The sequence below is a fragment of the Cohnella laeviribosi DSM 21336 genome, assembly GCF_000378425.1.
GTDB lineage: Bacteria > Bacillota > Bacilli > Paenibacillales > Paenibacillaceae > Cohnella > Cohnella laeviribosi.
Genome location: NZ_KB899849.1, coordinates 16,893 through 28,610, shown reverse-complemented (window position 1 = coordinate 28,610; position 11,718 = coordinate 16,893). Strand labels below are relative to the sequence as shown.

Below are 11,718 nucleotides of genomic sequence, written 5' to 3'. Positions count from 1 at the left end.
AACCGGAGGCTTATTTGCAGTACCTGTTCGAGCAACTGCCACAGTTGCCGAACTTGCAGGACGCCGCCGCTCTGGAGAAGCTGGCCCCGTGGTCGCCCGCATTGCCGATCACGTGTCGCCTGTTCTGACGTTGTGCCCCGAACCGCTCTGACTGCTCAGTCAGGGCTCTTTGGCGTTCCGTCTTGTTTGGCGACGCCCGCGCATACGCTTCGTTCCTATTCTCGCAGGCTGGGGAAGCTTTGACCAGGTGTGCTAGATTTGACGCTTACCTTATAATCGCCTTTGTGTCAAAAGCGACTTCTTTATCGTTGACGAGTGCTTTGTTTTCGCCGATAGTAAGCCGAATGCGCTGATCGCCCCGTTCGATTGGAACCGACATCGTATCCGGCTCCCAGCCTACTTTGGCATTCATTTTTTCAGCCACAAAGCGCACCGGCACGAGCGTCCGGTTGTTTTCATCGATGAAAGCCTGCGCATCGGGAAACCAGATTTTTTGTCCGTCCATGACGACGCTCACAAACGCCGGGGCTTTCGCTGCCGCGTTGGATATCCCGGTCATAAGACCAAACGCCATCATTACGGCCAAGCTTGTGCTAACCCATTTTTTCACGCTCGATTCACTCCTTTTTTCGAGAATAATTGAGAATATCAGGAAAAAATCGACGTTGTGCCTCCATCATATAATCCCTGTGCCGACCTGTCCACCCCGTATCGCTTGAATTCCGATTTGAGCCGATCGCTCATGGATGGTTGCTGCATGACAGCGGCATATACCCTTTTTGCGCGGCCGCTTTTTCGCTGGCAAACGTTTCTTCCACCGGGTACGGGAACGCACAGGTATTGCGGTAATACACCTTTCTGCCGTCTTTAACCGCCCCCAGAATAATCGGCTTTTTCAACACCCGGCTCCCGCCAAGCGCGTAGTTGTTATACGTTTTCCGCCCCATCGGAATGCCCTGAACAAAAGCCATGACGCCGATATCGTTCACCGTATTGTTCCATTCCTCTTCGCTGATCGTCGGAAGCGTAAACGTATAGGAAATGCCGTTGCGTGAAGCATACTGGTTATGCCGGTTGATCCGGTACGCCAGCTCGTTTTGAACCGCATTTACAATCCTGCTGCGCCGCACTTGCTCGAACAACTCCGCATTGTGCAGCAACGGAATCGAGGATTGGATTTCCGAGCGAAAGCCCTCCTGCCATGTCCGGCTCCCGGCTTCGTATGCAATTACGTAATCGTCCAGCGTGAAGGATAAGCTGTTTCCCTGCGCATCGGCATATGCGTATGGCTTCTTTGATCCCCATACGGGACGCATTTCCGTTTCACCGGCTGCGTTCGTAAACTCTTCTTCGGCGTACACCCAAAAACCGTCATAGCCAATGACGATCACAGCCGGAATGTAGCGGTTCAGAACCCCCTGTGCGATTGGGTCTTCTGCAACACCAAAGTTCATGTACAGCGTCCGGTAAAACGTATCGATCGCTTCCTCCTTATTCACCCGCATCCGTTTAGCCGATTCATACCGGGCTTCCTGCTGTTCGTTGACGTTGATCAGCAGCGCCCGCGCCGCATCGTCCACCGCCGTATCCAGCGCGGCATCATATCGCAGCTCCGTAATCATCATCCGGCGCTGCGTTTCGGTATCGGCTCGATTGATCACATAGAAAGGAAGCAGAATCAATACCCCGACGATCGCCCAATTAATAATCTTCATTTCGCACCGCCCCGCCGTAGGGAATGAAGATTTTTTCATGTGGGCTGCTGGCGTTGTTCAGAAAATCGTGCAGGATCGTGCCATTCGTCCGGTTCGTGTTCTTTACCACCACATAAAACATATCCCCGACATGCAGCTTGTAGCGGCGCGACGGATCGTCCTTGCCCGCCGCGCTGTCCGGAAACAGCACATGGAGAATTTGCGCGTTGTAGAACCGGTCAAAGTGAACCTCGTATTCGTTCCGGAACGTCTCCGGACGCGCCGGATCGTCGTAAACCGGAATGTATCGCTTTTGCCCGTGCTCCATCTGCACATCGAATGTGTTTCCCGTTGCATGTATCGCTTGCAAGAAATCGTTATACATGGACGGGGAGATGAATCCTTTGTCCCTGACCGCATCGACAAACGAAGTTGTGGCCCGCAGGACAACCAGCTCCGACACGTCGTCTTGCTGGTCAAACGCGGCCGAGATCGGAAAAATATATAATAGAAGAATCGCGATGATCACCGCGAACACTTTCAAAATACTGTTCATCACACACCCCTTTCACCGCGACACGAATACGATTTGCTTAAGCTGTCCATCTGGCCCGCGCTCATAGGAAGGAGTATATCGGCCATTCAGACGAATGGCTGAAACAGCGATATCTTCCCGCTCCAGCGATGGGGCATACCGGGTACCGTCTACCACGACCTCCATTCCGATTTCTCCGATTTGGGCGATCGTTTGCAGCACTTCCGCACCGGACACGCTGCCGTCTCCGGTAATCGGGGAGAGCGTCGGCATTACGTTGCGATCCTGCGCTTTTCCTGATACATAAGCCGTATCCAGCGCAGCAGCGCCGCTTTGGAACAGCAGCAGTCCGGCAGTGGCCGCCATGACAAAGATGAGACAAGCGAAGCTCATGTCGATCATCGTGCGCACGGAATGACTCATCGGCGCACCCTCCTTTCTAAACAGCCAACCCGCCGAGCTTCAAGATGAGACCGGCGGATTGGCGCCGTCTCTTTATTGCTGCCGGAACACGATGCCGCGAATGACGTTGCTGCTGTCTTTGACAAGCTGGGCCCGAAACTTGCCGCTCGGGTTCACGTAGTTGCTGTCCGCCTCGTCTACCGTATGATCGAGCCGGCCGGGAGCAGGACCCACCACGGAACCGTACGTAATGCTGTCCATCGGAACGCCCGTATTGAGCACCTTGCCGTACCATTGGCCGGCCGGGTTTTTCCCCGTTACGATCTGAATGCCGAATTGATCCTGGTCGCTAAACTTGCGCAGCGCGTTCACAACCTGGCTTCCGGAAACGAGCGTATTGTCATAGACGGTAAACGCCGTCTGCGACAGCTCCGTCTGGATGTTGCTGAAATTGCTTTGCGCCGCTTTGGTCGATTCCTGCGCGGAAATAAACAGAACGACAGCCAGCGTAATAAGGGCAATGGCGAGGAAAATGCCTGCCGCCATCACAAGCGCTTTTTGCGCATTACTCATTGTGCATCAAACTCCTTTGCTTATTGGATTTTTTGAATCTGCTCATAATACACCGACATTTGACTGAGGCTGACATAGACGAGCGGGAATACCAGATAACCGAAAATGAGGGACATCATCGGCGCGAAGCCGATCATTTTCCCCCATCCCGCTTTCGTTTCAATCAACCGCTCGTAATCCTGCTTGCGCTGCTCCTGGGCGAAGGCTTGCTCGGATTCCAAATCATCGAATGCCTGCCGGATCGGAATCTTTTCCACCGCCAGTTGCAGCTTTTCCACCGTGCGGACAAACGGAAGAAACGGCGCTTGTTCCTTTAGCTCCTCAAGCGCCTGTTCCGGGCCATGCTCATAATGCAAACGACAGTGCTGAATCGGTTCCTTGAAAATAAAGGAAAACCGCTCCATCCACTCCAGCAGGTGCTCCACTGACATCCGGTCCATTTCCGACAGCATGGCGATCACCGAATGGAACTGATCGACCTCGTGCTTCATCTCCATATGCCGCATCTGCCGCTGGAACAACAAGATGCCAACCGGAGCAAAGTAGCCGCCCCAGCCGGTCATCAGGGCGAGCATCACCTCCCACCACTTCAGGTACTCGCCGTCTACCGCCTCCATTTTGTTTAGGATGCGCTGAGCGGCGGCGCGAAGCTGCGCCTCCTCCTGCGCAAGCTGCGGGTCTTTGCGCAGCTCGTCGAAAATCGCTTCCGAGAGCTTGGTTTTCACCCCCTTCACATCTGCCATGATCCGGCGATCAAGCGCCGCTGTCTGCCTGGCTTTCGCCTCTTCCTCCGGCGAAAGGCGGCCGAACATCGTTTCCGGCTTCACGGGCGCGTAAAGCAGCTGGTGTTTCGTCACCGCATTCAGCGTTACAAACAAGCCGAGCACAAGCAGAAAAGAGAAAACGCTTATCGTCACGCGATGCACAAAAAACCACTCCAAGCGGAGCGGCGAGTTCGTTTCCTTGAGCAGTATGGCATAGCGGGTGGCTTCCCGCGTACCGGGTTCGGGAGAAATCCGGTCGATGACCCGGCGTACCCACGGAAGATCGTAAGCACGCTGTTCCCACGGCTTGCGCCGCCTTGCTTTGTGTTCACCATCCAATTCCCGCATGTTGCGAAGCAGCACATACGAGCAGAGAATGATGAGCAAGATGACCATTTTCGTGATCCAGCCGAGCTTGCCGGCGTAAAAATCGTCCATCGCCGGGAAGTAATTTCGCGCCCAACTTTCGATCGGCTTGGTGAACAAAATCGGGATGAGCGCGATCACCGTCAGTCCTTGCAGCAAGTAACTGAGCTTCTCCCGTCGCAAAATGTCCAGATTCAGTTCGGTCGTCAGCTTCCCGAGCGCCTTCAAGTAGAGCGATCCGTTTTGCAACGTTTTGTCCCCGTATTCCTTGACCAGATGCGATATGCCGGCCAGTCCCTTCAGAAAGCGGTTCGGCGCGGTCTCGTAGTATTGCTCCAATTTTTGTTCCGGATGGCTGGCGGTCAGCACCGCATACACTTCCTGTCCGTGCAAAGCCATCTCGTACGGAGAAGCTTCCGCCGCGTCGTAGATCGCTTCCTCCACCATGCCGTGCCGGTGGTAGTGATGCCGCACATCGGCCATAAAGTGGCGAAGCTGGCGGAGCAGCCGGTTTTCCAAACGGTGAACGAACACGTCCGCGATCATCCCGTGAAGCGCCCATATGCCGGTTGCGATCATGAGCAGCGTCATCGGGTCGCGCACAAACAGGACCAGCGGAATGGCGGCGGCCAGCAGGATGCCCCATGCCGCAAGCGCGATCTTGATCGTCTCCAGCCGCAGCTTCCATTCATCGTAAGGTTGCAGCGCCGTTAGCCGTTTGCGGATCGTCGTCAGATAGGCGCGCAAGAGAGGAATCCGTTCGCACGCTGCATAAATGCGCTGCAACAAGCTGTGCACGTCATGCTTGCGGGTCGCTTTGCCGGGAAGCCGCAGTTCCTCGTATTCTCGGATCGAACCCGCGCCCGTATTTTTGCGGGACAGCCATTGGAACAGCAGGACAGCGGCAAGAAAAAACACGACCGCCCCGCCAAGCACGAGGGATAGCAGCGATTTAAGCTCCATTACGCTCACCCCAATTCGCCTCTAGGAACGCTGCGAATGCCGCGCGATCCGGTTCCGACATGTGCTCCCGCATCTCTTTCACGTTCTGGTCCGATATCGGATGCGCCGCCACATACTTGCCATCCCGGAATTCGATCACATTCCGCGCTTCGTACAGCTTTCGGTCGGTAGAACGCCGGAAATATTCGACAGCCGTATCCATAAACGCTGCCATCTTGTCTTCGAGCTTGTCCATCTGCCGGTATGGAACGGGATAATCCGTCTCCTGGTCTAGCGGGACGCATTCGGTAATCCGCTCAATGTAGCGGTGCCCGTTCACATCGCGTTTCAGATGAATGTCGAAATTGATGACGCTGATCACCTGCTGCTCGGCGACCTTTTCGTTCGTAAACACGCCGGTCTTCAGCAGCGAGTTCCTAAGCGAATAGACGAGGTCGCGGAATGTTTTGGCATGGTGGGTAAAAAGCGTGAACAGCGAGGCGACCTGCGTCATCTGGATCATCCACGCCGCGACCGGATCTGTCGCCACCTCGCCGAGAATGTTTACGGTGCCGTCCGTCTTTTTCTGGATGTCCAGCCCGTCCTGCCCGGAAATGGTTTCCGTCTCGCGGAAACTGAGGATATTGCGATCCTTGTAGATTTTCCGCAAGTGAAGCTCGAAGCTCATTTCCTGCACCCGAATCGTAAAGGTCGCGGAAATGAACTTGACCATCGCCATCAGAAGCGTCGTTTTCCCGCTCCCCTGTGCACCAGTAATAGCAGTAATCCGTGCGCCTTTAACCAGAAAGGCAATCAGGCCGATGGGGAGCTGGGCATTGTCGTCCCGGATGAGCTGTTCCAGCGCGGCGCTCTGCACATCGAATTTGCGCACAAAAAAAGCCCACGATTCCGAAAACCGGGGGCGAAGCACCACGACGCGGGAGCCGTCGGCCATCTCATTCACCTTGAAACCGTTCGCTTCCGACAATTGGCCGGGATAGTTATGCTTGTAAATGTTCTGGCAGACACGCTTCAGTTCTTGCTCCGTGCCAAAGGAAAGGAAGCTCAGATGGATGGATTTCCCTTTGTAAAAAATCCAAACGCTGTCGTGGGACTTCGGCACTTCGCGCAGCAGCGCGTCGGCCTGAAACTCCCATTCCCCCTCCCACACGGAAGGCGGCAAACCGGACACACCGGCCGACACGCCGTCGATTTTCATATCCCGGATTTCATCCACGACGCTGAAGCCTTTGTATTGCTGGTAAATACGCTGCACCACGATTCGCAGCTTGTCCTCGAAATGCAGCCGCCTGGCTTCCTTTTTATAAATATCATGGATTTCCTCGGCGGTGATCCGGTACGATTCGGTTTGCCCATCCTCTATCCCGAGCTTGGGCCGGTCCAGCTCGTATTTGCGAATCAGTTCGCCGAGCGCATCTTGACGGTACCGTTTCTTGTACAGATGCAGCAAAATCTCGAACTGATCCTGCGGTGAAAGCTCGTACGGATCGTCGAATGGGATGATCCGGTTGATATTCCCCTCGTCCAGTTGATACGTCTGTAAAAGAAGATCGTATAAAAACTGCTTCACATACGCTTTGTCCCGCAAATCCCCGGATGTGCAGCCGCGCAGCGCCTTCTTCAGTTCCGCCCGCTTGTTTTTCCGGCGCCGGAATTCCTCTTCGGATAAACCGAGATCATACAGGTTGCTGCTCGTCAGGTCATATAGCGCCTGTTTCACGTACGCAGTCATCGCGTCAACGGAGTAGACCCGTTCCTCCGGCAGCTTCTCCAGCTTGCGCCCGCTCATGCGGAAGTACAGCAGCGCGGCCGAGAGCAGGAGAAGCATGAGGATGAGCAATCCGTTCAATAGCCCAAGCATCCGCTACTCCCCCTTCCCGCCGAAAAACGGCTTGTTGAATCCGGCTCGTTCGATGACCGCCTGCGCCAGCATCCGGACACACTGCATGAAAAAATGATTCTCATGATCGCCCGGCACGCTGCGGTTGCGAAACATGAATTCAATCGCACGGCCTTCCTGCGAAGCATCCATAAACCCTGCATGATGCGGAACCGGATAGAGCGGGACGCTTGCCTTATGCTTCCTGGCAATATTTTTGGCTGTGTGTTGGGAGTACCGATCGTACTGCCCCACAACAAGAACCAGCTTTTTTCCAAGCAAAAATTCCTCTTGCTGCTGAAAATACCGCTCCAACACGAAGTGGTTCTGGTTCAGGCTGACCACCACCAGATCGGCGTTTTCCAGCAGCGCCTGCGTCCATCCGGATCCCAAGCCGCTGCCGCCGTCGATTAGCGTCAGGTCGTAGTAGCGCCTCGCCGTATCCAGCAGCGGCAGAAGCACTTCTTTCATGCCGGGAATAAACGTTTTGTCGGCCTTGTTCGAACCCGGCAGCAGGTCGAGACGGTCCTTCAGCAGCGGCAAGGTGTAGTCCCGAATCATCTCCGATGTCAGCTTGCGGTTTTGAGCCAGCCGTGCTAAAGCATCAATGCCGGAGTCCGCAGTAAAAGCGGGTTCGCCCCCCGCCTGTGATCGCCACTTCAGAAACGCCTGTTCGATGACAGCGCGCCGGCTTTGCAAATGGCCGAGCAAAAGCATTCGGGCGGAATATTCGAGACCAAGCAGCGCGGCGACGGCGATCAGGTTCGTAGTGTTGCCCGTTTGTCCCGGCACCGGACTCCAGAAGACGACGCTAACTCCCACGGCGATTCCTCCTTACCCGTTTCCAAGCCGTTTTGACAGTTCGCCCGTTCATTTCGAACAGCGTCTTCGATAGGGACAGCACCGTCCGGACATACGCTCTGGACAGCTTTCTCACATCGATCCGGGCGTGATGCTGATTATCGATTTTGGCCGAAACATCCCTGTCATCGAGCGGAATGCGGAATACCGGATCCTGCCACAGGACAAGATCAGCATCGTAGTGCGAATGAATATACGCCTCGGTTATCGTGGACTGCATGTATGGGTACATCAGCTTGAAAAGCTTCAGCGGCTGCGTGGCGGATTTCGCCAGACACAGCCGCTGCATCAATTCTGCGTTTTTCTTGAGCGCCAATTTTTCGAAGCTGCTGCACCAGACGCGATGAGCAAACGCCTGCAACTCCAGCCCTTTGACAAATTCGGCATGATCCGTATCAAGCAGCATCACGTCGTAATGCGGCCACTTGCCTTCTGTTTGCTTCAAATAGCGATCCAGCTGGCCGTACGTAATAAACCCTCCAGCGACGTCCAGTCCTTCAAACTCGGTCACAAAAGCGCCCGGACGCTCATCCGACGGCGGGAGATACCCTTGTACCGACTGCGCGACCGTCGAATCGACAAGCAGCACCCGCTGCCCGGCAGCTGCCAGTAGCTTGCCCAGCACAAGCAGCAAATGGCTTTTATCCGGCGCACCGAAAAAAACAACTTGTTTCATGTCGGCCTCCTTCCTTTATGAGCCGCCGGTCTTAGGCTGATCAAACACATCTTCGAGCCGATCCGTCTTGGGCGAATTGTTGACATGGTCCGGTGTCTGGGTCGATGCCGGCGTTTCCTTTGCTGGTTCGGACGAAGGCAGCACACTTGACGGTGTTGCAGGCTCCTTTGGATTCGATGTTGTTTGTTCCGCTTGATTATTTTGTCTGCCGGTTGATGCTGGAACCTGCTGCTGAATGCTCTGCCGGAATTCATTGTTTTGCTGCGTCGTAATGCGCTCATTTTGCAGTTGCTGCTGAACAGTGACGCTGCCGCTGATCACCCTCATTTTGTCCGTATCGCTCATTGCTTTCAGGTTGTTATCAAGCTTCGTGCGAAGTTGGCGAGCGAGCGCGGTTTTCGCTTCTTCCAAAATGTTCGGATCGCGTTCCATCAGGTCGAGCACCTTCGGGTTGGACGGGTAGTTGGCAACTGCCGCTTCCTGCATGCCCGGATCGACATAGGTGAGCGCGTACAGCTTGGCCCCTTGCAGATAGGCGTCGATGATGGCGCTGGAAGCCATCAGGATTTCAGTTTCGTTCATTTCGTACCAAACGATCGTGCCGGACAGTTCCCGGACTTTCTTTTTGCTGAGGACGATAAAATCCTCGCCGGTCGGGAAGTTGATCCGCACATCGACAAACTGCCCTTTTTGCAGATTCGTCGGCAACTGGATGACATTAAATTCTTGCACCCTTAAATCCCTCGGAATCGGCTTGTCTTCAAACAGCATCGAAACGACGAGCGGCGTGTTCGGCTGCAAATCGATCTTGGTGATTTTGCCGACAGCCTCGCTTGGCTCTTTGAGGCTCCCGGTTGCCGCCTGAACGGCGGGCACCTCCACCGCTTTGACATCTCCCGCTTGTAGAGTGGTTCCAGCCGGAATGCTGCGGCTGGCCGCCAACACCCTTGTTATCGCCGCCTGTTCCCTCGACTCCCATTCCTTGATCTTCGTATCGTATTCGGACTGAAGCTGCTCCTCAAAGCTGGCTTGTTTCGCCTGAAAATAGAACACAAGGGCGAGCGCAAAAAGGAGCAGCACCAATCCTCCTGCGATGGATGCAATGATGACTCGTTTTTGTTGTCGGCTGTTCATGGCTTGTCATTCTCCTTTCTTTTTTTCGAAACGCGGGGTTATCGCTTTTCGTGAAACCAGTACGCGCGCGTGTACAGATCGACGCCTTCCCGTGTCGGGATGCCGGTGGTCGCTTGACCGTCACCCTTCCATCCAAGACGGTTCGCGGTCTCCACGGCCAGACGATCCGACGCCCCCTTATAAACTTCCGCTTGCGTTCCTTCGATCAGAACATACAGGCCGCCTCTGGCATTGATGGGATGGACTACTTCCGCTTCGAGCACTTTCATGTCTCTTTCACCGCCTCTCACGTTGTTTTCATATAGTTCCGGTTGGACAGCAAACGCCTGAGCAGGTTCCGCTTGTCCCCTGGACGCTCCGGCTCCACCCCCAGCCAACGGTCCGCAAGCTGTTTCACCCGCAGACGATACGGACTGCAAGGCGAACTTGCGATCCACTGACCGATTCGAACCGCCTTGCTGACCGTAGGATCTTCCGGCAATTCTAACATCACCGGCCACGGCAGGTTCTCGCGCCACTGCTCCTTGGGTGCCTGTTCCATAAGCCGGTTCCATATCATGTAAAGCTCTGGCGTCGGACGAAGGTTGTTGAGCAGCGGCTTCATTCGTGCAAGGCTTTTCATACTGGCCGGCTCATCGGTTGCCACTAGGAATAGCTGCTCGGCCTGCTCCAAAGCCAACTTGATCAGGCTGTCGAAATGGACAGGCGTATCGATCAGCACGATATCCGTTTCCTCATTCAAGAACCGAAGGACTGCTAATAGCTGTTCACGCTGCATCCGAAACGTACATGGCTGCGAAGGCGCGGCGACAATGGAAAAGCCCATCTTCGTTTGGAGAAGACAGGCTCTGCACGCTTTCGGATCATCGATCCGGCGAATCATATCGATAATCGTTTTATTCGGTTGGATTTGCAACATAGAAGCCACCGTACCGTGCATCAGATCGAGATCAAGGACGCAAACCCGTCGTCCTTCATTTGCCAAAATCGCAGCCAGGTGCAATAGGAACGTCGTTTTCCCCACGCCCCCTTTGGCCGCATAGACAGCCGCGACCGAAGGGAGATCCCGGCTTCTCACAGATGGGGAAAGAAACGCCGTCTGAGTCGCACCCTGCGTGACCGAGTCTTCCGGCCAAGCCTCCAAGTTCTCATGCGTTGTCACTTTTTGTCCCTGCGCCGAACTGTTGGGCGGCTCTTGTTCTTCGTCTTCCGTGAGAGGCGGTTTTGAGTCCCGCATAACAACTTCATCCGAAGCAAAGGCAGGATCTTCACTAATAGTAGGAATGGTCTTAGTGGAACGGCGTTCCACTGATCTCTGCCGTGCCGCTTTTCGCTGTGAAAGCGTACTGCCTGTGGCCATATCCCTCTGAATCGCCTGTTCGATTTCCGATTCGGCAAACGTTAATTCCGGCTCTTTGTCCTCATCCTGGATCGAATCGGCCTGTTCCGATTCATGTGGACCAGAATCTTCAGCCGTCAACACCAGCAATCTTCCGTACTGCGGAAACGCAGCCTGCGTTTTGGCTTTTGTCCGATCCGTCGGACCGCTTGCTTTCGGACACAGGAATTTGGCAAAGACCCGGTCCGTTTCCTCCTTCTGTGTCACCGTTCCGGCTACGCCAAGAGATTCGAACTCATCCTCCGTCAACTGCGTATCGCTGTCCGTCAACAATACAATGGGCTTCCCCTGTCCCTGCACCAGCCGGACATATTCCTTCCATCTTTCGACTGCCGTATCAATGACGACAAGATCCGTCTCCCCGGATATCCGCTCGGGATCATGAACGAATTTGATGTCATAACCCGATCTTCGCAGCCGCTCGACCCACGCTTGCCGACGGCGCTGGTGAGGACGAAACAACACCACCTGC

The 11,718-nt window shown here is 54.9% G+C and carries 12 protein-coding genes; all 12 read right to left on the bottom strand.

Annotation, left to right across the window (positions count from 1 at the left end; translation table 11 throughout):
* Positions 1 to 265: 265 nt before the first annotated feature.
* The 12 genes from F560_RS0119005 to F560_RS0118950 all read right to left on the bottom strand — a co-directional run bounded on the left by F560_RS0119005 (position 266) and on the right by F560_RS0118950 (position 11,714).
* Positions 266 to 610: a copper amine oxidase N-terminal domain-containing protein gene (locus F560_RS0119005; RefSeq protein WP_019007345.1), complete on the bottom strand. Its 345-nt coding sequence runs from the start codon at positions 608 to 610 to the stop codon at positions 266 to 268.
* Between the two features lie 130 nt (positions 611 to 740).
* Complete coding sequence (locus tag F560_RS0119000) at positions 741 to 1,715, bottom strand: hypothetical protein (protein WP_019007344.1); 975 nt, start codon at positions 1,713 to 1,715, stop codon at positions 741 to 743.
* The gene (locus F560_RS0118995; RefSeq protein WP_019007343.1) at positions 1,702 to 2,250 is read right to left on the bottom strand and encodes a hypothetical protein; all 549 of its coding nucleotides are present in this window, start codon (positions 2,248 to 2,250) and stop codon (positions 1,702 to 1,704) included. Before F560_RS0118995 ends, F560_RS0119000 begins: the two co-directional genes overlap by 14 nt.
* 12 nt (positions 2,251 to 2,262) lie before the next feature.
* On the bottom strand, positions 2,263 to 2,652 hold the full coding sequence (locus tag F560_RS0118990; RefSeq protein ID WP_019007342.1) for a hypothetical protein: 390 nt from the start codon (positions 2,650 to 2,652) through the stop codon (positions 2,263 to 2,265).
* Between the two features lie 72 nt (positions 2,653 to 2,724).
* A complete protein-coding gene (locus F560_RS0118985; RefSeq protein WP_019007341.1) occupies positions 2,725 to 3,204 on the bottom strand; it encodes a hypothetical protein in 480 nt (159 codons plus the stop codon).
* Positions 3,205 to 3,224: 20 nt separating this feature from the next.
* Positions 3,225 to 5,297 carry a hypothetical protein gene (locus tag F560_RS0118980; RefSeq protein WP_019007340.1) on the bottom strand — a complete coding sequence of 691 codons (2,073 nt, stop codon included), beginning with the start codon at positions 5,295 to 5,297 and terminating at the stop codon, positions 3,225 to 3,227.
* Complete coding sequence (locus F560_RS0118975; protein WP_019007339.1) at positions 5,287 to 7,158, bottom strand: P-loop NTPase family protein; 1,872 nt, start codon at positions 7,156 to 7,158, stop codon at positions 5,287 to 5,289. Before F560_RS0118975 ends, F560_RS0118980 begins: the two co-directional genes overlap by 11 nt.
* A gap of 3 nt (positions 7,159 to 7,161) precedes the next feature.
* Positions 7,162 to 7,998, bottom strand: a complete 837-nt coding sequence (locus tag F560_RS0118970) for a CpaE/TadZ family protein (protein ID WP_019007338.1) — start codon at positions 7,996 to 7,998, stop codon at positions 7,162 to 7,164.
* Positions 7,988 to 8,713 (bottom strand): hypothetical protein, encoded by a 726-nt coding sequence (locus F560_RS0118965; protein WP_019007337.1) that lies wholly within the window; start codon positions 8,711 to 8,713, stop codon positions 7,988 to 7,990. The genes F560_RS0118970 and F560_RS0118965 overlap by 11 nt, the downstream gene beginning before the upstream one ends.
* Positions 8,714 to 8,728: 15 nt before the next feature.
* Entirely contained in the window at positions 8,729 to 9,847 is a 1,119-nt protein-coding gene (locus tag F560_RS0118960; protein ID WP_019007336.1) for an SAF domain-containing protein, read from the bottom strand.
* A gap of 38 nt (positions 9,848 to 9,885) precedes the next feature.
* Positions 9,886 to 10,116, bottom strand: a complete 231-nt coding sequence (locus F560_RS0118955; protein ID WP_019007335.1) for a hypothetical protein — start codon at positions 10,114 to 10,116, stop codon at positions 9,886 to 9,888.
* 17 nt (positions 10,117 to 10,133) lie between these two features.
* Positions 10,134 to 11,714 carry a CpaE/TadZ family protein gene (locus F560_RS0118950; RefSeq protein ID WP_245554896.1) on the bottom strand — a complete coding sequence of 527 codons (1,581 nt, stop codon included), beginning with the start codon at positions 11,712 to 11,714 and terminating at the stop codon, positions 10,134 to 10,136.
* Positions 11,715 to 11,718 lie beyond the last annotated feature (4 nt).